This window comes from Roseovarius halophilus (ex Wu et al. 2025), assembly GCF_047086965.1.
The window spans coordinates 17,286-37,494 of sequence record NZ_JBKOTX010000016.1 but is presented as its reverse complement, the minus strand read 5'-3'; the positions used below and the strand labels follow the sequence as shown (position 1 = coordinate 37,494).

The window sequence follows — 20,209 nt, the reverse complement described above, 5'->3', positions numbered from 1 at the left end:
ACTCAGCCCTCCTTGCGCGCCGCGCCGCTGGCCCCGGCCAAACGCGCCTCGACCTCGGCGACCGAATGCTCGCCCTCGGTGTCGGTGATCCCGGCCATCAGCAGACCCAGTTCCTTTTCATCCGTCGCATCGGGCAGGCGCTCGCCCATGATGCGCCCGTCAAAGATGACGGCAATGCGATCCGACAGCCCCAGGATCTCGTCCAGCTCGACCGAGACCAGCAGGATCGCCTTGCCCTCATCGCGCAGCTCGATGATACGCTGGTGGATGAACTCGATGGCGCCGATGTCTACGCCACGGGTCGGCTGACCGACCAGCAACAGGTCGGGGTTGCGCTCGATCTCGCGGGCCAGCACCAGTTTCTGCTGGTTGCCGCCCGAAAAGCTCTTGGCGGCCAGGTCCGGGTCTGGCGGGCGCACATCGAACCTGTCCATCTTGGCCTGGGTCTCGGCACGGATTACGCGGTTGTCCATCAGCAGGGCGTTCGTCTGGTAGGTCGGGTCGTGATGATAGCCGAGGGCGATGTTTTCCCAGGCCCGGAAGTTCATAATCAGGCCCTCGTTCTGGCGATCCTCGGGCACATGGGCGATGCCATCGGCGCGGCGGCTCTGGCCGTCGGACTGCGCGCCGGTCAGGTCGATGGGGCTGCCGTTGACCCGGACTTCGCCGGTGGCCGTCTCGTAGCCGCCCAGAACCTCGAGCAGTTCCGACTGGCCATTGCCGGCCACCCCCGCGATTCCGAGAATCTCGCCGGCGCGGATATCAAAGCTGACATCCTTGATCCGGTGCACGCCCGCGCTGTCGGTGACGTTCAAATCACGCACCTGCACGATGCTCTCGCGCGGCTTTGCCGGGGTCTTGTCTACGCGCAGCAGGACCTTGCGGCCGACCATCAGTTCGGCCAGTCGGGCCGGGTCGGTCTCTGCGGTCTTGACGGTCGCGGTCATCTCGCCGCGGCGCATGACGCTGACGGTATCGGTGATCTCCATGATCTCGCGCAGCTTGTGCGTGATCAGGATGATCGTCTTGCCCTCTTCCTTGAGCCGGGCAAGAATCCGGAACAGCTGATCGGCCTCGGCCGGGGTCAGCACGCCCGTGGGCTCGTCCAGGATCAGGATGTCGGCCTGGCGGTAGAGCGCCTTGAGGATCTCCACCCGTTGCTGCATGCCCACGCCGATTTCCTCGATCAGCGCGTCAGGGTCCACGTTCAAACCGTATTCCCGGGCAAGGTTGGTCAATTCGTCCCGCGCCTTGACCAGCGAGGGCATCAGCATCTCGCCCTCCTCTGCACCCAGCACGACATTTTCCAGCACGGTGAAAACCTTCACCAGCTTGAAGTGCTGGAACACCATGCCGATCCCGGCGCGGATGGCGGCCTGGCTGTCGGGGATCTCGGTCTTCCGGCCATTGATGAAGATCTCGCCCGCATCGGCCTTGTAAAAGCCGTAGAGGATCGACATCAGCGTGGATTTGCCCGCGCCGTTCTCGCCGATGATGCCGTGAATCGTGCCGGGCATCACCCGGATCGAGATGTCCTTGTTCGCCTGCACCGAGCCGAAGGACTTCGAGATGCCCTTCAGTTCGATGGCGGGTGCGGTCTCGGTCATGACACTCCTTCCCCCGGGCGCTGTCTGGCCCCAGCGCGCGGGGCCGCGCCGATCTCTCAGCGCGGCCCCGGCAATCCTACCCCGTGGCCAACCTTCAGAAGTTCAGAACCGGGCAGCTTTCATTGCTATTGTAGTTGTGAACCTCGATCTCGCCCGCCGCGATCCGGTCAGCGGCCTCGTCGACCGCTGCCTGCATATCTTCCGTGACCAGCTCGGCGTTGTTGTCGTCGAGCGCATAGCCCACCCCGCCGTTGTCCAGCGTCATGATCTTCATCTCGCCGGTCTCGATGTCGTCGCCGGCCATGAAGCTCTGGTAGACCACATTATCCACGCGCTTGAGCATCGAGGTCAGGACCTGGCCGGGGTGCAGGTAGTTCTGGTTGCTGTCGACACCGATGGACAGGATGTCCTCGTCCGCTGCCGTCTGAAGCACACCGACGCCCGTACCGCCTGCGGCGGCATAGACCACGTCGGCACCCTGGCTGATCTGCGCTAGGGTCAGTTCGGACCCCTTCACCGGATCGTTCCAGGCGGCGGGGGTGGTGCCGGTCATGTTGGCGATGACCTCGGCGTCCTGGTCCACAGCCTTGACGCCCTGGGCATAGCCACAGGCGAAGTTGCGGATCAACGGGATGTCCATGCCGCCAACGAAGCCGACGGTATCAGTCTCCGAGGCCATGGCCGCCATCATGCCCACCAGGTACGATCCCTGCTCCTCGGCAAATAGAACCGATTGCACGTTCTCGGCTTCGACCACACCGTCGATGATCACGAAACTGGTGTCGGGATACTCGGGCGCGATATCCGACAGCGGGGTCGCCCAGGAGAAGCCGGGCATGACGATGGGGTTGTTGCCATTCTCGGCAAACCGGCGGATCGCCTGTTCGCGCTGCGCGTCGGACTGGATCTCGAACTCGTCGTAGGAGTCACCGGTTTCCTCGGCCCAGCGCTGTGCACCGTTGTGCGCAGATTCGTTGAAGGACTTGTCGAACTTCCCGCCGAGGTCGAAGATCAGGGCAGGCTCGGCCAGGGCGGCACCGGCCGACAGGGCCAGCGCGGCGCTTGCGCCAAGGAATTTCGTCATGAGGGTCATGTGTCTCTCCCGGTTTGTCGTTGTCCGGCGCGGCCTGGACGGCCTGCGCCGCAGTGAAGCGAGCCAATCGCTGTCATGCGCAATTTAGGCAACGGGCGCGGGCGGCGGTCAACCGGTTTTTGCGCCGCAGCAGCGCGGAGCACGGCCTGACCCAGGGTCAGAGGCGCCTTTCAAGCATGAGGGCGTCCACCGCGTCACCCGTAGGGCGGGGATAATAGCCCGACCGCGCGGCGAAAGCGCGATAGCCCTGAGCGGTGTAAAGTCCCAGCGCCGCGGCATTGTCGGCGGCCACCTCGAGGATGACGCGGCCGGCCCCTGCCCCGCGCGCACTGCCTTCGAAGTCGGCCAGCCGGGCCCTGGCCAATCCCCGGCGCCGGTGTTCGGGGTCGGTGAGCACCAGAAATATCTCGGCCTCATCGGCCACGACCTGCCCGATAACGCAGGCCTGCCCGTCCCCGAAAACCAGCGCACCGGGACGCGCGACAAGCGCGGCGAACTCGGCCGCGGACCACAGGCGCGCGCCGGGCATGGCCCGGGCCATCAGGCCGGCCATCTGATCGGGTGTCATGACAGGATCACCGGCCCGGGATCACGCGACGGCGCGGCATCGGCGGGCCGCGCATAGCAGGGGGCCGGGCGGGCAATCGCGACGCCGCGCGCAAGGCGGCAGGCCGCGATCCGCGCCATGGCTGCAAGCGTGGCCGGCCAATCTGGTGGGTCTGCCGCGCCGGGTTCCAGCCGCACGGCCTGCGGCCGGGTGGCCTCGAAACGCTGGCGGTAGACGCGGTCGCGCGGGGCCGGAAGCACCACCTCAACAGGTCGGGGCCTGTCACGGGCCAGCGCCTCCAGCGTCGTGACCCCGATGGCCGGAATGCCCAGCCCCAGCGCAAGCCCACGCGCGGCGCTGACGGAAATGCGGATGCCGGTGAAATTGCCGGGGCCAGTGCCCACGGCCAGCGCGGACAGGTCGGACCAGTCAAGGACGGCGTCGGCCAGCACCGCACCCAGCAGATCCATGAGCCGCTCGCCCTGCCCACGCGCCATCTCTTCGATCCGCAGATCGGTGATGTCATCGCCGCACAGCAAGGCGGCGGCGCAATGCGCCGCCGATGTGTCGAAGACAAGAATGTTCGGGGCGGCCTGCATCGATGATACGCGGCTCGGATCAGGCCGCGATGGGCCGGACTTCGATCACCTCGGGAATGTAGTGGCGCAGCAGGTTCTCGATGCCCATCTTCAGCGTCAGTGTCGAAGACGGACAGCCCGCGCAGGCCCCCTGCATGTGCAGATAAACGATGCCGCGATCAAAGCCGTGAAAGGTGATGTCGCCGCCATCCTGGGCCACGGCGGGGCGCACGCGGGTGTCCAGAAGATCCTTGATCTGGTCGACGATCTGGCCGTCCTCGCCCTCGTGCTCGGCATGGGCCGAGGCGGCGCGTTCCCCCTCGATCACCGGGGCACCCGACTGGTAATGTTGCATGATCGCGCCGAGGATGGCAGGCTTCACATGGTCCCATTCGACCGCGTCCTGCTTGGTCACGGTCACGAAATCCGTGCCGAAGAACACGCCCGTCACACCCTCGACCGCAAAGATGCGGCGGGCCAGCGGGCTGGGCCCCGCGGCCTCGGGGCTGGGAAAATCGGCCGTTCCATTGTCCAGGACGGCCTGCCCGGGCAGGAACTTCAAGGTGGCAGGGTTAGGTGTGGATTCGGTCTGTATGAACATGGGGCCATTCCTTATCGCGTTCGTCAGATATGCGACCCTGCACGCGCGAAGTCAAGGTGATTTAGAACGGTTCCAATCTGATTGGACCCGCAAGGGCGCTTTCAGAGTGCGAAAGACAGGGGCCGGCCCCGCTGGACCGGCCCCGCATGACCTGTCTGGTCCCACGCCCTTACATGGCGTCGTCCTCGATCTCGATCTCGGTCATGGCGGCCATCTCGCCGTCAATCATGACCACGGCCATCACGTCGCTGCGCGGTTCCTGATCCAGATCGACGCGTACATCGGAATTGGCGCCCGCGTTCAGGTCCACGGACGCCAAAAGCTCACCCCGCTCGCCGGTGTGATAGTCATAGACGTCCAGCGTTCCGGCGCTCTCGGCTGTCACATTGTCGATCGTCAGCGTCGTGCCTTCCTCCATCTCGCCGGTGACGCCGAAGTAGCTGTCGGCGGTTACCACGCCAGCGGTGGTCATCAGTGCAGCGGCGGTGGCAGGGAGCCATTTTCTGGTGAACATCTTGAGGTCCTTTCTGCCCGTTGCGGGCGGATTGGAGTTCGAAACAACCGCACTCTTTCGTTGCGGCTCGCCGAATAGGTGGCCGCCTGTCAGCGGCTCGAAAAGGGGGCGTGCAGTCACGAAGTGTTCATCCGGATTTGACCAAGCAATGCTTGAAAGTATTTACCAACCAAGGTTTATAGCCTGGCGGTGGTCACAGGCTCGTCGCGACACAGGCCTGTGTCGCGCCGCGTGTCCGACCCGCCCGCTCAGGTGATCGCTTCGAGGCGTTCCTTGGACATGTCGCCCGGCACGATGGTGATGGGCACCGGCAGCGACCCGGCACTCTTGGTCAGTTGCGTGACCAGCGGCCCGGGGCCCTTCTTGTCAGTGCCCGCCCCCAGGACCAGCACGCCGATCTCGGGGTCCTCCTTGACCTGGTCCAGGATCTCGGCCACCGCCTCACCCTCGCGGATCACCAGTTCCGGGTCCAGCCCCTGCTTGTCACGCATCCACTTCGCGAAGACCTCGAAATGCACCTCGATACGCTCGCGGGCCTCGGCGCGCATGACCTCGCCCACGCCGATCCAGTGGTTGAATTCGTCCGGCGGGATGATCGAGAGGATCTCGACCCCGCCGCCCGACTTGGCCGCGCGCATGGCGGCAAAACGCATGGCGTTGAGGCATTCGCGGCTGTCATCGAGGATTACGAGGAACTTGCGCATTGTGGCTCTCCCTTAGCCGGTTGAGTTTGGCCGAGGCCGCGGGTTGGCGCAAGGTCTTCAACCACTGGCGGCCCAGTCCCAGTAGAGGTCGCGCGCATGGCGGGTGACGGGGCCGACCTGGTATTGGCGGTCATCGAAGGCCGTCACCGGGGTCACCTTCTGCATGTTGCCCGACAGGAAGACCTCGTCAGCCTGCCGCGCGTCCTCGAAGGTCAGCACGCTTTCGTGCACCGTGAGCCCGTCGGCGCGCAGGTTGGCGATATGGCGGGCACGGGTGATCCCGGCCAGGAAGGTGCCGTTGGGGATGGGGGTGAAGACCTCGCCATCCTTGACGAGGAAGACATTGGCGGTGGCGCTTTCGGCCAGGTTGCCCATGGCATCGGCGACCAGGGCGTTCTGAAACCCCCGGCTGCGGGCCTCGGCCAGCATGCGGGCATTGTTGGGATAGAGGCAGGCCGCCTTGGCGTTGACGACTGCATCCTCAAGCACCGGGCGGCGAAACCGCGTGGTTGTGACACCGATGGTATGGTCGGCCGGCGGCATTGGAATCTCTTCAAGGCAGATGGCAAAGCCCGGCGTCCCCTCGCCCGGCACGATGGCGGCCATGCCGCAGGCCCGGCCCCAGTACATGGGCCGGATATAGACAGCCGCCCCCGGAGGATAGGCCGCAAGCCCCTCGTGGATGATCTCGACCATCTGACGGGTCGAGACATGCGGAGCGAGCATCAGCGCCTCGGCCGAGTGGTTGACCCGCGCGCAGTGCTTGTCGAGGTCCGGCGTCAGGCCATTCACGAACCGCGCCCCGTCAAAGACGTTCGACCCCAGCCAGGCGCCGTGATCGGCCCCGTTGATGACCGGGATGTCGCCCTCGTGCCAGGTGCCATCGAAATAAGTGCGGATGTTGGTGCCCGTCGCCATGTGCTGCCCTTCGGTTATGCGGTCGCGGCGACGGTAGGCGGCCCCCTGCACCAGGTCCATCGAAAATGCGCCCGGGCCGGGGGACCCGGGCGCACTCGGAGGGGGCCGGTGGGGCCGACCCGGGCCGAACGAAGCGGGCAGGTGTCGCCGGGCCCCGGATCACCGCGGGACAGGCCGATGATCCGAGCTGAGATATTGGGGTGAGTCGGATTCAGTTTTGTGACGCCGGCCCTTCGACAGGCGGTCAGAACGCCTCGGGCCAGGCCGCGCGGGCCATGTGGTCGAGCACGGCATTGACGAACTTCGGCTCATCGCCCTCGGGGAAGAAGGCCCGCGCGACGTCAACGTATTCGGTTATGACGACCCTTGGCGGGGCATCCTCGCCGGTCAATTCGGCACCCGCCGCGCGAAACAGGGCGCGCAGGGTGGGGTCGATCCGCGCGATGGGCCACTTGGCGACAAGCGCACGGTCGGTGGCTTGGTCGATCCGGGCCTGCAGGTTGATAGCCCCATCGAGGATCGCGCGGAACAGGTCCAGATCGCCCTCGGCCATCTCGACACCTTCGTAGGTTGCGCCAAAGCGATGGGCCTCGAACTCACGGGTGATCCCCTCGACAGTCTGGCCGCTGCTTTCCATCTGGAACAGCGCCTGCACGGCGTAGAGCCGCGCGGCGGACCGCATCCGGCGTTTCTGATTGTTGGACAGGATCATGTCAGCCCGTGCTGTCTGGATCGGAGGAACCGGCCAAGAGGATATCGCGTGTGAAGCCCACCCCCGTCTCGGCGCGGCCCCACTTACGGGCAAGCGCGATCAGGTGCAAGGCCGCCCCGGCGGCCCCGCCGCCCTTGTTCTGGTCCTCGGGATCGGCGCGCACCGCAGCCTGGCCATGGTTTTCCACCGTCAGGATGCCGTTGCCGATGCACAGCCCCTGAAGCCCCAGCAATTGCAGGGCGCGCGAACTGTCGTTGCAGACGGTCTCATAATGCGTGGTCTCGCCGCGGATGACGCAACCCAGCGCGACGTAGCCGTCGAAATCGCTCATCCGCTCGGCGATGCCGACGGCCGGCGCGATCTCGAGCGCACCGGGCACCTCGACGGTTTCATGGGTTCCGCCGACCTTCTCGATCTCGGTGCGGGCGCCGGCCAGAAGATCGTCGGCGATGTCCTTGTAATAGGGCGCGATGACGATCAGCAGCTTCGGCGCCTCGTCAAAGGTCGGAAGGTCGAGACCATGATGCGATGTGGCAGCCATTAGCCAAGCTCCGATATCTTGCGGGTTCCGACGATTTCCAGCCCGTAGGCCTCCAGCCCGACGACCTTGGGCTTGGGCGAATTGGTCAGCAGGACGATATCCGACAGCCCCAGCGAGGACAGGATCTGTGCGCCAAGCCCGTATTGGCGCAGCGTCCTGGGGCTGACCTCGTCGCCCGCATCCATCTTCATCGAGGTGTCGCGCAGCAAAACGACAACGCCGCGCCCTTCTTCGGCGACCGTGCGCATGGCATCGCCGAACTCATCCGCACGCCCCTTGGGGCCGGTGCCGACCACGTCGAGCATCGGGTCCATCGCGTGCATGCGCACCAGGACCGGGGCATCACCCGAGATATCGCCCTTGGTCAGCACGATATGTTCGTCACCATGGGTTTCGTCGGTGTAGACGCGCATCTGCCACTGACCCCCGAATTCGCTTTCGATCACCTCTTCCTTGCAGACCCGCACGAGATTGTCGTTGCGGCGGCGATAGGAGATCAGATCGGAGATGGTGCCGATCTTGAGACCGTGCCGCTGGGCGAAGGCCACAAGGTCGGGCAGCCGCGCCATGGAGCCATCCTCGTTCATGATCTCGCAGATCACGCCGCTGGCGTTCAGCCCGGCCAGACGACTGATGTCCACCGCCGCCTCGGTATGGCCCGCCCGGACAAGAACACCGCCCTCCTGGGCGCGCAGCGGAAAGACATGGCCCGGCGTGGCGATGTCCTGCGGCCCGTTCGACGGGTCGATGGCCACGGCCACGGTGCGCGCCCGGTCGGCGGCGGAAATGCCGGTGGTCACCCCCTCGCGCGCCTCGATGGAGATGGTGAAGGCGGTCTCGTGGCGGCTGCTGTTATTGGTCGACATCAGCTCAAGCCCAAGAGCGTCGATCCGTGTGCCCGGCAAGGACAGACAGATCAGCCCGCGCCCATGGGTCGCCATGAAGTTGATCGCGTCCGGGGTCGCCATCTGGGCCGGGATCACCAGATCGCCCTCGTTCTCGCGGTCTTCGTGGTCGACGAGGATGAACATGCGCCCGTTGCGGGCGTCGTCGATGATCTCCTCGATCGGGGAAATGGCATCCCCCCAATCCTGTTCGACCGGTCCGGGGGCTTCGAAGCTTTGTGTCATGGCTGTGGTCCTTTCGGGCGTCAGGGGGCCAGATAGACAGTCCGGGCCGGTTTGGAAAGGCCAGATAGGACCTCACGGCGCTGCGACAAAAGCCGCGCGCCGGCATGGGAAACGAAAACGGGCGCGGCCAGCTGACCGCGCCCGCTCGTCATGCCCCGGCCGGATCAGCCCTCCAGCACGTCCTCGAAGGTGCGCAGGCCGGTGCGCGGGGCCTGGACCAGCACGGCCATGTTGCCCGGCTTGTGTGCGTTGCGCAGCATCTTGGTATGGGCCTGCGGGATCTCGGCCCAGGGAAAGACCTCGGACATGCAAGGATCGAGGCGGCGCTCGCACATCAGGCGGTTGGCTCCCGCGGCCTGCTTGAGATTGGCAAAATGGCTGCCCTGCAGGCGCTTCTGGTGCATCCACATGTAGCGCACGTCGAAGGTGCAGTTGAACCCGGTCGTGCCCGCGCAGATCACCACCATGCCGCCCTTCTTGACCACCAGGGTCGAGACCGGAAAGGTCGACTCGCCCGGGTGTTCGAAAACCATGTCGACGTTCACGCCCTTGCCGGTGATGTCCCAGATGGCCTTGCCAAACTTGCGCGCTTCTTTCAGCCAAGCATTGTATTCCGGCGTGTTGACCGTGGGCATCTGGCCCCAGCAATCGAACTCCTTTCGGTTGACGACGCCCTTGGCACCCTGGTCCATGACGAACTGGCGCTTGTTTTCGTCTGATATCACGCCGATGGCATTGGCACCGGCGGTATTGGCCAGCTGGATCGCGTAAGACCCCAGCCCGCCCGAGGCGCCCCAGACCAGCACGTTCTGCCCGGGCTTCAATTCATGTGGGTGATGGCCGAAAAGCATTCGATAGGCCGTTGCCAGCGTCAGCGTATAGCAGGCGCTTTCCTCCCAGGTCAGGTGCCGGGGGCGCGGCATCAGCTGCTGGGCCTGCACGCGCGTGAACTGCGAAAAGGACCCGTCTGGGGTTTCATAGCCCCAGATGCGCTGCGTGGGCGAGAACATCGGGTCGCCGCCGTTGCATTCCTCGTCGTCGCCATCGTCCTGGTTGCAGTGAACCACGACCTCGTCGCCGACCTTCCAGGTTTTCACCTTGTCACCCACCGCCCAGACGATGCCTGCTGCGTCGGAACCGGCGACATGGTAGTCGGCCCCATGTCCGTCGAAGGGGCTGATGGGCTGGCCCAGACCCGCCCAGACACCGTTGTAGTTCACGCCCGCCGCCATCACCAGCACCAGCACCTCGTGGCTGTCGATCTGCCAGGTGTCGACCACTTCTTGCTGGAAGGAGTGTTCGGGCTCGCCGTGCCGGTCGCGGCGAATGGCCCAAGCGTACATCTTCTTGGGCACGTAGCCCATGGGCGGGATCTGACCGATTTCGTAAAGGTCCTTTTCCGGGGCATCATAGTTGACCGGGGGCGTCTGATCGAGGGCCATGGGTGTCTCCGTAGGCTGTCATCACGGTTCGCCGCGCCGCAGAATCGGCGCGTTAGCGGAGGGATAACGGCGTGCGCGAAACATTGCAACCAAAGCAGAACATTTTTTGAAACTTTATGTCTTTTCTGTTCCCGCGATTTTGGGCGCGGCGCGGCCGCGGTCCGGGTCGTCGGGGAAATGATGCGCGATCGAACGGGCGTAGAACCCCAGGATATCGGTGCGGCCTTCGTCCATGGTCAGCGCGCCCTCCGCACCCGCGGAAACCAGCCCGCGACAGGCCAGAATTTCGATCCCGTCCGCGACAACCTCGTCCACCGGCCGGCGCGGCATAACCGCGCCGGCGTTTTCCAGACCGCCGACCAGCCGGTCGAGATGCGCATGCACCTCGGCCCGCGATGCAGCCCCGTCCAGCAGGGCATGGGCCACAAGGGGCACGGGCAGAAGCGGCACGACCTCGGCGATGCGGTCCATCAGGGTCCGCCCCAGGGCCTGCACATCCGAAGGATCGGCCATCTCGCGCAGCGACAGGGACGCGCCGAAACTGACTGTGGCCGTACCGAAGCGGCGGAAGCGGCGCGTGATCCGCAGGCCCAGGTGGCGCAGAAGCCGCGACGCGGCGGGCAGCAGCGGCGGACGGAACCGCCGCTTGCCGGTCTTTCCGGCGTCCAGAAGGATCTGATCCTCCAGAACCCGATCATAATTCAGGCCGACCGGGACAAAGACAATGTCGCGCCCCTGGGGCTCGTAGGTCGAGGTGATATAGGACAGGATACCAAGACGCGCCGGGCCCAAGCCCCCGGTCAGGCTCAGCCCGCCTTCGGGGAACACGGCCTGTGTCACGCCGCCTTTGGTCGCCAGTTGCACATAACGCGCCAGTACGCGCCGATAGAGATCACCGCGGGACCTGCGCCGGATGAAATAGGCCCCCATCATCCGGATCAGCGACGAAAGCGGCCAGACCCGCGCCCATTCCCCGACGGCATAGGACAGGGCCGAGGTCTGGCTGACCAGATGGGTGACCAGGACATAATCCATGTTCGAGCGGTGGTTCATGACGAAGATCACCGTCGCCTCTGGGTCGATGCCGTCATAGAGCTCACGCTCGAACCGGCCGACCCGCACATGATACATTGACTGCGACAACCATTTCGCCAGCCGCGCTCCGAACGTGAAATAAAGCGTTGCCGAGAAAGAAGGCACAATCTCGCGGGCATAGCGGCGGGCGCGTTCGAAAGCGACGTTTTCCGGCACGCCGTTGCGGCGCGCGTGATCGTTGATCGCCTCGGCCACCTGCGGATCATAGACCAGCCGCTGGATCATGTCATAGCGCCGGGCCAGCTTGAATGGCTCGATGGGCTTCTGCAGGCGTTCGTTCAACTGCGCGACGACCTTTTCCGCGCGCCGGCGAAAGAACCAGCGCACCGAGGGAAACAGGAAATGCGACGCGAAGGTCACCCCCGCGAACAGCAGGATCAGCAGGAAAAGCCAGAGCGGCAGGGTGACCATTTGGAACATGTTCGCCACGGTGTCAGGAAACCGGCGAGGGGTAAATGCGCACATGCCGCGATGCAGCGAATTGACAGCGCCATAAAATGTCCGGTAAACCGGCTTTCGACGTAAGAAAATTACCCGGATTGATTCACGCCCCTGTGTCACCGGACCGAAATCGCGAGGACCAACATGTCGCAAACGCCGCAAGATGCCCCCAAGGATCGCCCCTGGCTGTTCCGCACCTATGCCGGCCACTCCACGGCGACGGCGTCGAATGCGCTCTATCGGTCGAACCTGGCCAAGGGGCAGACCGGGCTGTCAGTGGCCTTCGATCTGCCCACCCAGACGGGCTATGACAGCGATCACGAACTGGCCCGCGGCGAGGTTGGCAAGGTCGGCGTGCCGATCTGCCATCTGGGTGATATGGCGACGCTCTTCGACAAAATTCCGCTGGACCAGATGAACACCTCGATGACGATTAACGCCACGGCCCCCTGGCTGCTGGCGCTCTATATCGCCGTGGCCGAGCAGCAGGGCGCGGATGTGTCGAAACTGCAAGGCACGGTGCAGAACGACCTGATCAAGGAATACCTCAGCCGGGGCACATACATCTGCCCGCCCGAGCCCTCCCTGCGGATGATCACGGATGTCGCGGCCTACACCCGCGAACACCTGCCCAAATGGAACCCGATGAACGTCTGTTCCTACCACCTGCAAGAGGCCGGGGCGACGCCGGAACAGGAATTGTCCTTCGCGCTGGCCACGGCCACCGCCGTGCTGGACGACCTCAAGACCAAGGTCAGCGAAGAGGATTTCCCGGCCATGGTCGGGCGCATCAGCTTCTTCGTGAACGCGGGCATCCGCTTTGTCACCGAGATGTGCAAGATGCGCGCCTTCGTGGACCTGTGGGACGAAATCTGTCGCGAGCGTTACGGCGTCGAGGATCCGAAATTCCGCCGTTTCCGCTATGGCGTGCAGGTCAATTCCCTGGGTCTGACCGAGCAGCAGCCCGAAAACAACGTCTACCGCATCCTGATCGAGATGCTGGCCGTGACCCTGTCGAAAAAGGCCCGCGCGCGGGCGGTGCAATTGCCGGCCTGGAACGAGGCATTGGGTCTGCCGCGCCCCTGGGATCAACAATGGTCCCTGCGGATGCAGCAGATCCTCGCCTTTGAAACCGACCTTCTGGAATACGACGATCTGTTCGAGGGCAATCCGGCGGTCGAGGCCAAGGTCGCCGCGCTCAAGGACGGCGCACGCGCCGAACTGGCCCAGATCGACAGCATGGGCGGGGCCGTCGGCGCCATCGACTACATGAAATCGCGTCTGGTCGAATCCAACGGCGCACGCATCTCGGGCATCGAGGGCGGCGAGACCGTCGTGGTCGGCGTCAACCGATACGAGAGCGGCGAGCCGTCTCCGCTGACCAGCGGCGAAGGCTCGATCATGACGGTCGATCCGCAGGTCGAGGCCGACCAGATCGACCGGCTGAACGCCTGGCGCGCCAGCCGTGACAGCGCCGCCGTCAATGGGGCGCTGGCAGACCTGCGCGCCGCCGCGACATCGGGCAGCAATATCATGCCGGCCTCCATCGCCTGCGCGAGGGCCGGTGTCACCACCGGCGAATGGGCCGACGTGGTGCGCGATGCTTTCGGACAGTACCGGGGGCCCACCGGCGTCTCGTCCAACCCCTCGAACCGGACCGAGGGGCTCGAGGATCTGCGCGACATGGTCGATGCGGTCTCGGACAAGCTTGGCCGCCGGCTCAAGTTCATCATGGGCAAACCGGGGCTGGACGGCCATTCGAACGGTGCCGAGCAGATCGCCGCCCGCGCCCGCGATTGCGGCATGGACATCACCTACGACGGCATCCGCCTGACCCCGGACGAGATCATCGCGGCGGTGCAACGCAACGATGCCCATGTCGTGGGACTGTCCATTCTCAGCGGCTCGCATGTGCCATTGGTGGCGGATTTCATGGAAAAAATGCGCGCGAATGGCCTCGGCCATGTACCGGTTGTTGCGGGCGGAATCATTCCCGACGAAGACGCCGAGCGGTTGCGCACCATGGGCGTTTCCCGCGTCTATACGCCCAAGGATTTCGAGCTCAATACCATCATGCGCGACATCATCGAATTGGCGGACCCGGGACCGATCGCCGCGGAATAACGCCTAATTCCACCCTTGAGCAAAAATTGTAGCCTTTTGTTCAGGCTTGCTATAAAACTGCTTCACATTTCAGGCTGTGGTGCCTAATTGGTATAATGAAAACTGGCAAATCTGGGATAAGCAAATGTCACTCGACTTGAAAAGTATGACCCGCAAGGAGCTTGAAAAACTCCGCGGCGAAATCGACAAACAGATCGAACAGCTCACGCAGCAGGACCTCAAGAAGGCGCGCGAAGCTGCTGAAAAGGCCGTCGCCTCGATGGGGTTTTCGCTCGACGACGTCGTCGGCCCCTCGGGCAAAAGGAAGACGCGCGGGTCCGGGACGAGCCGGAAATCGGCCGGAACGCCGAAATACGTCAATCCGGACAACCCGTCGCAGACCTGGACGGGCAAGGGCCGCCAGCCGAAATGGTTCAAGGACGCCATCGAAGCCGGCAAGTCGCCCGAAAGCATGGAAATCTGAAAAACCGCGGTGCCCGGGCCCCGTTTTTCGGGTCGCGGGTCACCGTTTTCGCTGGCAGCCCCGACCGGGTATAACGATCCGGCCAAGGCTGTCCTGAGCCTTTTCGCCAGCCCGATGGTCATTCCGTTCGAGAAAGACTTGTTGGCAAACGGCCACCGGCCGCCAAACTTTGCAGCCTGACGCAGAAGACCAAGGGGGCACAGGATGACCATTCATATTGGCGCCGACAAGGACCAGGTCGCGGAAACGGTTCTCATGCCCGGCGACCCGTATCGCGCGAAATGGGCGGCCGAGACGTTTCTGTCGGATGTGGCCTGCATCAACGAAACCCGCGGAATGCTGGGATTTACCGGCACATGGCAAGACAACCGCGTGACGATCCAGGGTTCGGGCATGGGCATGCCCTCGATGTCGATCTATGCCAACGAGTTGATCCGCGACTTCGACGTGCAGACCCTGATCCGGGTCGGCTCCTGCGGGGGCATGCAACCGCATGTCAGGCTGCGCGACGTGATCCTGGCAATGACCGCCTCCTCGGTTGCCACCCCTTCCTCCACCATCTTTCGCGAATTCAGCTTCGCCCCCTGCGCCGACTACGGGCTTCTCGCGGCGGCCGAGCGGGCGGCGCGCGCCCGGTCCATCGACACCCATGTCGGCGGCATCTATTCCTCGGACACCTTCTATGACGAACGCCCCGATCTGGATGAACAGATGCGCCGGCACGGCATCCTGGGCGTCGAGATGGAGGCGGCCGAACTCTACACCCTGGCCGCGCGTCATGACCGGCGCGCGCTGGCCGTGCTGACCGTCAGCGACCACCTCGACACCGGCGCGGCACTGCCCGCCGAGGACCGCGAGCGCAGCTTTTCCGATATGATCGAGATTGCCTTGCAGGCGGCCTTTGCCTAAAGCACGTCGCAGAAAAGGGGGCACCGATTTTTCACGACCCGGACAGAGGTCCAGTGTCATAAAGCTAGAGTGGGTCGCCTGAATACGAACGGGCGCGACAGGCGCTAGGCCCCGTGACTGCCATCATAGCCGTTGACAGGCGGCGACGCCCAGCCCCGAAGCGCCCCGGCTGCCGGCTGGCGGCGCTCCATGCGCAGGGGATAGCAGGCCGCGGCGTCGCTGGAATGCTCGGCACCGCAGTCGCCGCCCGGGCAGGCGCTCAGCACCGCCAGCAAATCCACCTCGGCCAGCAATTCGATGTGGTCGCCCGGCCGAACCGGGCTGGCCTTCATGAAATACTGGCCCGTGTCGCGGGTGAAACCGGTGCACATGAAGACGTTGAGCACGTCATGGACATGGCGTTCGGCCTCCTGCAGCGTCAGCCCGCGCGCTTCGGCCAGAGCGCGTGTCAAATTGGAATGGCAACAGTGGTGATATTGGCTGCCCGAAAGCAAATTGCCAGTGTATGGATCACAGCGCGTCCCGATCACGTCATGCACGGCACCGCCATGCTGGTCGATCCCGTACCAGGCCAATGTATCCCAAACCACCGTCGCCATGGGCCGCAGCGTCGGAAACGACGACCACAGCCGATCGCCCGTCGTCACATGGGTGCCATGCAGAGCGCGCGTCTTGCCGGAATAGAAGCGCTCGGCAAGGTCATGCGCGTTGAACAGGTTCAAATCGCCGACCTGCGGCCCCTCCACCGACATGATCCGCAACAGGGACCCGGCCGGCACCTCGATCGCCGCCGCCGCACGCGGGGCGACCGTGGCGACCTCCACGACCTCCGCCAAGCTACTGGCCGCCTGATAGAGCGCCAGGTCGGGGTGCGGCAGACCCGCTGTCGGATAGCAGATCACCGGGGCCACGGCCCGGCGCGCATCGGCATCATCAGGTTCCATGGGCGAAGCAAACACCAACGCTCGAGATTTGGCAATCGGGCTTCTTTGGGTCAAAAATACCGCCGCCGGAGGCCCCCGCCAAAGACGAGGCGACGCCCGGGTCAGAGCGTCGCCTTGCCGCTGTCCAAACGAGAGTGCGCGGTAGCGCTCCGGTTCGTTGCGCTACCACTGGCCTGGCTACGCCAACGCTGCTTGAGCACAGACCTGTCACGCCGCGGCCCGCGCATCTCAGACCTTGCGTTCGACCATCAGTTTCTTCGTCTCCGCGATGGCCTTGGCCGGGTTCAGACCCTTGGGGCAGGTCTTCGCGCAGTTCATGATCGTGTGACAGCGATACAGCTTGAAGGGGTCTTCCAACTGGTCGAGGCGCTCGCCCGTGGCCTCGTCGCGGCTGTCGATGATCCAGCGGTAGGCATGCAGCAGGGCCGCCGGCCCGAGGTAGCGGTCGCCGTTCCACCAGTAAGACGGGCAGGCGGTCGAACAGCAGGCGCACATCACGCATTCATAGAGCCCATCCAGTTTCTCGCGGTCCTCGATGGACTGCTTCCACTCCTTGGCGGGCCGGTTCGTCTTGGTCTCCAGCCAGGGCATGATGCTGGCGTGCTGGGCGTAGAAATGGGTCAGGTCCGGGATCAGGTCCTTGACCACCGGCATGTGGGGCAGCGGGTAGACCTTGATATCACCCTTCACCTCGTCGGCCCCGTAAATGCAGGCCAGCGTGTTGATCCCGTCGATGTTCATCGCACAGGACCCGCAGATCCCCTCGCGGCAGGACCGGCGGAAGGTCAGGGTCGGGTCGATCTCGTTCTTGATCTTGATGAGGATGTCCAGAACCATCGGCCCGCAATCCTCCATGTCCACCCAGTAGGTGTCCAGGCGGGGGTTCTGGCCGTCGTCGGGGTTCCAGCGATAGATCTGCACCTTGCGCAGGTTCGTGGCGCCCTCGGGCTTGGGCCATGTCTTGCCGGTGGTCATCCGGCTGTTCTTGGGAAGGGTCAGCTGGACCATGGCGGTCTGGCTCCTTTCAGGTCAGGCGGTCAGGGCTTCGGTTGCACAGCTTATGGCCTCGGGCCGCGCCAGCACCGTGCTGGTGATGGTGTTGCGCGAGGCGTCATCATCGGCGGCGACGATCTGTGCCAGTTCGGCATCGGTGGCATTGGCCACGACGCAGTCGGCCAGCGGGCGGGCCACGCGATCGGTCACGACGATGCCACCGGACAATTCAGTGCCGACCATGGCCGAGGTCAGCAGGGATGCCGCCTCGTCGGACGGCGAACTCGCGGTCATGCCAGGCATGTCACAGGCCGCCAATCCGGTGGCGGCGATCAGGGACAGGACAATCTTCTTCATCTCTTCTCACTCCTTGGTCTTCAGCGCAGGCGTGGCGGTCGGATCGGGGCCGCGCCGGTGCGGGAATAGACGCATTGGCGATAGACCTCGACCGGCTCACGCCCGACCACGTAATCGGCCGTCACCCCGATTTGCGCCCCGGCAAAGGGGCCGTCGTTGCTATTGGCCCCGATGCTCACCCGGCCTGTCGGCCCCTGCGCGGCGCGCGCCCGTTCCTCGCAGATTTCCGCCGCCCGGTCCGGGCTGATCGGCTGCGGGGCGCAGGCCGCCAGGGCCAGCATGACGGGCGCGTGGCGCAGCATCAGAAGGTCCGTTCCTTCGGCGCGATCTTCTTGAGGTTGATGCCGCCCGCCTTCTCTTCGGTCAGGGGCGACTCGATCACCGGGCGATAGGACAGATCGACCTTCTCGTCGGCGACCCGCGCGATGGTGTGGACGCGCCAGGTCTTGTCGTCGCGCTCGCCATGATCCTCATGGGCATGGGCGCCTCGGCTTTCGGTGCGCGCCTCGGCGCCGCAGACGGTCGCCAGCGCATTGGGCATCAGGTTGGTCAGCTCCAGCGTTTCCATCAGGTCACTGTTCCAGACAAGGCTGCGGTCGGTCACCTTGATATCCGCCATCTTCGTGGCCACCGCAGTCATCTTTTCGACGCCGTTCTTGAGCGTGTCGCTGGCGCGGAAGACGGCGGCGTCCTCCTGCATGGTCTGCTGCATCTCGAGGCGCAGTTCGGCGGTCGGAGTGCCGCCATCGGCGTGACGCAGGCTGTCGAAGCGGTCGAAGGCCTTGTCGATCTCGGCTTTCCTCGGCGTCGGCACGGCGCTGTCGCGGTCCACCACATCGCCCGCGCGGATCGCCGCGGCACGCCCGAAGACCACAAGGTCGATCAACGAGTTCGACCCCAGCCGGTTGGCCCCGTGGACCGAGGCACAGCCCGCTTCGCCCACGGCCATCAGGCCCGGTACCACTGCGTTGGGCTCCTTGTCGGTGGGGTTGAGCACCTCGCCGAAGTAATTGGTGGGGATGCCCCCCATGTTGTAATGCACCGTCGGCAGCACCGGGATCGGCTCCTTGGTGACATCCACCCCGGCAAAGATCTTGGCGCTTTCCGAGATGCCCGGCAGGCGCAGGTTCAGCGCCTCGGCGGGCAGGTGGTTCAGGTTCAGGTGGATGTGGTCGCCCTTGGGCCCGACACCCCGCCCTTCTCGGATCTCCATGGTCATGCAACGGCTGACGTAGTCGCGCGGCGCCAGGTCCTTGTAGTTGGGGGCATAGCGTTCCATGAAGCGCTCGCCCTCGGAGTTGGTCAGATAGCCGCCCTCACCCCGTGCGCCCTCGGTGATCAGGCAGCCGGCGCCATAGATGCCGGTGGGGTGGAACTGCACGAATTCCATGTCCTGAAGCGGCAGGCCCGCACGGGCCACCATGCCACCCCCGTCGCCGGTGCAGGTGTGGGCGCTGGTGGCGCTGAAATAGGCCCGGCCATAGCCGCCGGTGGCCAGCACGACCATCTTGGCGGCGAAGACATGCATGGTGCCGTCGTCCAGTTTCCAGCACAGCACGCCCTCGCACTGGCCGTCCTCGGACATCAGCAGATCGATAGCGAAATACTCGATGTAGAATTCGGCCTTCTGCTTGAGCGACTGGCCGTAAAGCGTGTGCAGGATGGCGTGGCCGGTGCGGTCGGCAGCGGCACAGGTGCGCTGCACCGGGGGACCCTCGCCGAACTCGGTCGTATGGCCGCCAAAGGGGCGCTGGTAGATCGTGCCCTCTTCGGTGCGGCTGAAGGGCACGCCGTAGTGCTCCAGCTCGTAGACGGCCTTGGGCGCCTCCTTGGCGAGGTATTCCATGGCGTCGGTGTCGCCCAGCCAGTCCGAGCCCTTCACCGTGTCGTACATGTGCCACTGCCAGTGGTCCGGCCCCATGTTCGACAGCGACGCGGCGATGCCGCCCTGTGCGGCCACGGTGTGCGAGCGGGTCGGGAACACCTTGGAAATGCAGGCGGTGCGCAGCCCCTGTTCGGCCATGCCCAGCGTGGCCCGCAACCCGGCCCCGCCGGCGCCCACCACGACCACGTCATATTCATGTGTTTCGTATTCGTATTCAGCCATGTCTCAGTCGTCCCGGGTCAAAGGGCAATGCGCACGATGGCGAAAACGCCGATCGCAGCCGCCGCGTAGGAAAGGCAGGTCATGCCGATGATCAGGGCCTTGCCGGCCAGACCATGGACGTAGTCCTCGATCAGAGTCTGCACACCACCCTTGAAGTGATAGAAGCCCACCAGCAGTGTCAGGATGCCGATGATCGCGGGCGTGGGGCGGCCGTAGTAGGCCAGCGCCTCGTCATAGCCCATGCCCAGCGCCCGCCCGAACGTGAAGACGAAAAGCGGCACGAGCCCGAGAAGGGCCACCGAAGTGACCATCATGCTCCAGTGGTGCTCTGTGCCCGACTTGGCGGTGCCAAGACCCGCGGCGCGCTTGCGGTCGGTCATGTAACGCAT

At 64.8% G+C, this 20,209-nt stretch carries 22 protein-coding genes; 3 read left to right on the top strand and 19 right to left on the bottom strand.

The window, feature by feature from the left end:
* Positions 1-2: 2 nt before the first annotated feature.
* From ACH107_RS05350 to ACH107_RS05290, 13 genes are all read right to left on the bottom strand, one after another.
* Positions 3-1,607 carry an ABC transporter ATP-binding protein gene (locus tag ACH107_RS05350; protein WP_412504954.1) on the bottom strand — a complete coding sequence of 535 codons (1,605 nt, stop codon included), beginning with the start codon at positions 1,605-1,607 and terminating at the stop codon, positions 3-5.
* Positions 1,608-1,701: 94 nt separating this feature from the next.
* On the bottom strand, positions 1,702-2,700 hold the full coding sequence (locus ACH107_RS05345; RefSeq protein ID WP_412504953.1) for a BMP family lipoprotein: 999 nt from the start codon (positions 2,698-2,700) through the stop codon (positions 1,702-1,704).
* 157 nt (positions 2,701-2,857) lie between these two features.
* Complete coding sequence (locus ACH107_RS05340; protein ID WP_412504952.1) at positions 2,858-3,268, bottom strand: GNAT family N-acetyltransferase; 411 nt, start codon at positions 3,266-3,268, stop codon at positions 2,858-2,860.
* Positions 3,265-3,846 (bottom strand): tRNA (adenosine(37)-N6)-threonylcarbamoyltransferase complex dimerization subunit type 1 TsaB, encoded by a 582-nt coding sequence (gene tsaB / locus ACH107_RS05335; RefSeq protein WP_412504950.1) that lies wholly within the window; start codon positions 3,844-3,846, stop codon positions 3,265-3,267. Before tsaB ends, ACH107_RS05340 begins: the two co-directional genes overlap by 4 nt.
* Before the next feature lie 19 nt (positions 3,847-3,865).
* The gene (locus ACH107_RS05330) at positions 3,866-4,426 is read right to left on the bottom strand and encodes a NifU family protein (protein WP_412504949.1); all 561 of its coding nucleotides are present in this window, start codon (positions 4,424-4,426) and stop codon (positions 3,866-3,868) included.
* Between the two features lie 169 nt (positions 4,427-4,595).
* Positions 4,596-4,940 (bottom strand): hypothetical protein, encoded by a 345-nt coding sequence (locus ACH107_RS05325; protein ID WP_412504948.1) that lies wholly within the window; start codon positions 4,938-4,940, stop codon positions 4,596-4,598.
* Positions 4,941-5,188: 248 nt separating this feature from the next.
* A complete protein-coding gene (locus ACH107_RS05320; RefSeq protein ID WP_310690839.1) occupies positions 5,189-5,644 on the bottom strand; it encodes a universal stress protein in 456 nt (151 codons plus the stop codon).
* A 57-nt stretch (positions 5,645-5,701) separates the two neighbouring features.
* Positions 5,702-6,562, bottom strand: a complete 861-nt coding sequence (locus ACH107_RS05315; protein ID WP_310690862.1) for a branched-chain amino acid aminotransferase — start codon at positions 6,560-6,562, stop codon at positions 5,702-5,704.
* Positions 6,563-6,806: 244 nt separating this feature from the next.
* Complete coding sequence (nusB, locus tag ACH107_RS05310; protein WP_310690838.1) at positions 6,807-7,274, bottom strand: transcription antitermination factor NusB; 468 nt, start codon at positions 7,272-7,274, stop codon at positions 6,807-6,809.
* Between the two features lies 1 nt (position 7,275).
* Positions 7,276-7,815, bottom strand: a complete 540-nt coding sequence (locus tag ACH107_RS05305; RefSeq protein ID WP_412504947.1) for a 6,7-dimethyl-8-ribityllumazine synthase — start codon at positions 7,813-7,815, stop codon at positions 7,276-7,278.
* Positions 7,815-8,945 (bottom strand): 3,4-dihydroxy-2-butanone-4-phosphate synthase, encoded by a 1,131-nt coding sequence (gene ribB / locus ACH107_RS05300; RefSeq protein WP_310690836.1) that lies wholly within the window; start codon positions 8,943-8,945, stop codon positions 7,815-7,817. The genes ACH107_RS05305 and ribB overlap by 1 nt, the downstream gene beginning before the upstream one ends.
* A gap of 164 nt (positions 8,946-9,109) precedes the next feature.
* Complete coding sequence (ccrA, locus tag ACH107_RS05295) at positions 9,110-10,387, bottom strand: crotonyl-CoA carboxylase/reductase (RefSeq protein ID WP_310690835.1); 1,278 nt, start codon at positions 10,385-10,387, stop codon at positions 9,110-9,112.
* Positions 10,388-10,501: 114 nt separating this feature from the next.
* The gene (locus ACH107_RS05290; protein WP_412504946.1) at positions 10,502-11,902 is read right to left on the bottom strand and encodes a 1-acyl-sn-glycerol-3-phosphate acyltransferase; all 1,401 of its coding nucleotides are present in this window, start codon (positions 11,900-11,902) and stop codon (positions 10,502-10,504) included.
* A gap of 165 nt (positions 11,903-12,067) precedes the next feature.
* On the opposite strand from ACH107_RS05290, the gene ACH107_RS05285 reads away from it, so the two are divergent.
* The 3 genes from ACH107_RS05285 to deoD all read left to right on the top strand — a co-directional run bounded on the left by ACH107_RS05285 (position 12,068) and on the right by deoD (position 15,419).
* The gene (locus tag ACH107_RS05285; RefSeq protein ID WP_310690833.1) at positions 12,068-14,047 is read left to right on the top strand and encodes a protein meaA; all 1,980 of its coding nucleotides are present in this window, start codon (positions 12,068-12,070) and stop codon (positions 14,045-14,047) included.
* 124 nt (positions 14,048-14,171) lie between these two features.
* The gene (locus ACH107_RS05280; RefSeq protein WP_412504945.1) at positions 14,172-14,510 is read left to right on the top strand and encodes an H-NS family nucleoid-associated regulatory protein; all 339 of its coding nucleotides are present in this window, start codon (positions 14,172-14,174) and stop codon (positions 14,508-14,510) included.
* Positions 14,511-14,714: 204 nt separating this feature from the next.
* Complete coding sequence (deoD, locus tag ACH107_RS05275) at positions 14,715-15,419, top strand: purine-nucleoside phosphorylase (RefSeq protein ID WP_310690831.1); 705 nt, start codon at positions 14,715-14,717, stop codon at positions 15,417-15,419.
* Positions 15,420-15,523: 104 nt separating this feature from the next.
* On the opposite strand, the gene ACH107_RS05270 is transcribed toward deoD, so the two are convergent.
* The 6 genes from ACH107_RS05270 to sdhD all read right to left on the bottom strand — a co-directional run bounded on the left by ACH107_RS05270 (position 15,524) and on the right by sdhD (position 20,209).
* Entirely contained in the window at positions 15,524-16,363 is an 840-nt protein-coding gene (locus tag ACH107_RS05270; RefSeq protein WP_310690830.1) for an urea carboxylase-associated family protein, read from the bottom strand.
* 228 nt (positions 16,364-16,591) lie between these two features.
* Positions 16,592-17,371 (bottom strand): succinate dehydrogenase iron-sulfur subunit, encoded by a 780-nt coding sequence (locus tag ACH107_RS05265; RefSeq protein WP_310690829.1) that lies wholly within the window; start codon positions 17,369-17,371, stop codon positions 16,592-16,594.
* Between the two features lie 21 nt (positions 17,372-17,392).
* Positions 17,393-17,713, bottom strand: coding sequence for a hypothetical protein (locus ACH107_RS05260; RefSeq protein WP_310690828.1), 321 nt, complete (start codon positions 17,711-17,713; stop codon positions 17,393-17,395).
* 20 nt (positions 17,714-17,733) lie between these two features.
* Positions 17,734-18,015 carry a hypothetical protein gene (locus ACH107_RS05255; RefSeq protein WP_412504944.1) on the bottom strand — a complete coding sequence of 94 codons (282 nt, stop codon included), beginning with the start codon at positions 18,013-18,015 and terminating at the stop codon, positions 17,734-17,736.
* The gene (gene sdhA, locus ACH107_RS05250) at positions 18,015-19,820 is read right to left on the bottom strand and encodes a succinate dehydrogenase flavoprotein subunit (RefSeq protein WP_412504943.1); all 1,806 of its coding nucleotides are present in this window, start codon (positions 19,818-19,820) and stop codon (positions 18,015-18,017) included. The genes ACH107_RS05255 and sdhA overlap by 1 nt, the downstream gene beginning before the upstream one ends.
* Before the next feature lie 17 nt (positions 19,821-19,837).
* Positions 19,838-20,209 (bottom strand): succinate dehydrogenase, hydrophobic membrane anchor protein, encoded by a 372-nt coding sequence (gene sdhD / locus ACH107_RS05245; RefSeq protein ID WP_412504942.1) that lies wholly within the window; start codon positions 20,207-20,209, stop codon positions 19,838-19,840.

Coding starts and splice junctions, on each gene's coding strand:
- ACH107_RS05350 (WP_412504954.1), bottom strand. CDS start 1,607: ATGACCGAGACCGCACCCGCCATCGAACTGAAGGGCATCTCGAAGTCC.
- ACH107_RS05345 (WP_412504953.1), bottom strand. CDS start 2,700: ATGACCCTCATGACGAAATTCCTTGGCGCAAGCGCCGCGCTGGCCCTG.
- ACH107_RS05340 (WP_412504952.1), bottom strand. CDS start 3,268: ATGACACCCGATCAGATGGCCGGCCTGATGGCCCGGGCCATGCCCGGC.
- tsaB (WP_412504950.1), bottom strand. CDS start 3,846: ATGCAGGCCGCCCCGAACATTCTTGTCTTCGACACATCGGCGGCGCAT.
- ACH107_RS05330 (WP_412504949.1), bottom strand. CDS start 4,426: ATGTTCATACAGACCGAATCCACACCTAACCCTGCCACCTTGAAGTTC.
- ACH107_RS05325 (WP_412504948.1), bottom strand. CDS start 4,940: ATGTTCACCAGAAAATGGCTCCCTGCCACCGCCGCTGCACTGATGACC.
- ACH107_RS05320 (WP_310690839.1), bottom strand. CDS start 5,644: ATGCGCAAGTTCCTCGTAATCCTCGATGACAGCCGCGAATGCCTCAAC.
- ACH107_RS05315 (WP_310690862.1), bottom strand. CDS start 6,562: ATGGCGACGGGCACCAACATCCGCACTTATTTCGATGGCACCTGGCAC.
- nusB (WP_310690838.1), bottom strand. CDS start 7,274: ATGATCCTGTCCAACAATCAGAAACGCCGGATGCGGTCCGCCGCGCGG.
- ACH107_RS05305 (WP_412504947.1), bottom strand. CDS start 7,815: ATGGCTGCCACATCGCATCATGGTCTCGACCTTCCGACCTTTGACGAG.
- ribB (WP_310690836.1), bottom strand. CDS start 8,945: ATGACACAAAGCTTCGAAGCCCCCGGACCGGTCGAACAGGATTGGGGG.
- ccrA (WP_310690835.1), bottom strand. CDS start 10,387: ATGGCCCTCGATCAGACGCCCCCGGTCAACTATGATGCCCCGGAAAAG.
- ACH107_RS05290 (WP_412504946.1), bottom strand. CDS start 11,902: ATGTTCCAAATGGTCACCCTGCCGCTCTGGCTTTTCCTGCTGATCCTG.
- ACH107_RS05285 (WP_310690833.1), top strand. CDS start 12,068: ATGTCGCAAACGCCGCAAGATGCCCCCAAGGATCGCCCCTGGCTGTTC.
- ACH107_RS05280 (WP_412504945.1), top strand. CDS start 14,172: ATGTCACTCGACTTGAAAAGTATGACCCGCAAGGAGCTTGAAAAACTC.
- deoD (WP_310690831.1), top strand. CDS start 14,715: ATGACCATTCATATTGGCGCCGACAAGGACCAGGTCGCGGAAACGGTT.
- ACH107_RS05270 (WP_310690830.1), bottom strand. CDS start 16,363: ATGGAACCTGATGATGCCGATGCGCGCCGGGCCGTGGCCCCGGTGATC.
- ACH107_RS05265 (WP_310690829.1), bottom strand. CDS start 17,371: ATGGTCCAGCTGACCCTTCCCAAGAACAGCCGGATGACCACCGGCAAG.
- ACH107_RS05260 (WP_310690828.1), bottom strand. CDS start 17,713: ATGAAGAAGATTGTCCTGTCCCTGATCGCCGCCACCGGATTGGCGGCC.
- ACH107_RS05255 (WP_412504944.1), bottom strand. CDS start 18,015: ATGCTGCGCCACGCGCCCGTCATGCTGGCCCTGGCGGCCTGCGCCCCG.
- sdhA (WP_412504943.1), bottom strand. CDS start 19,820: ATGGCTGAATACGAATACGAAACACATGAATATGACGTGGTCGTGGTG.
- sdhD (WP_412504942.1), bottom strand. CDS start 20,209: ATGCGTTACATGACCGACCGCAAGCGCGCCGCGGGTCTTGGCACCGCC.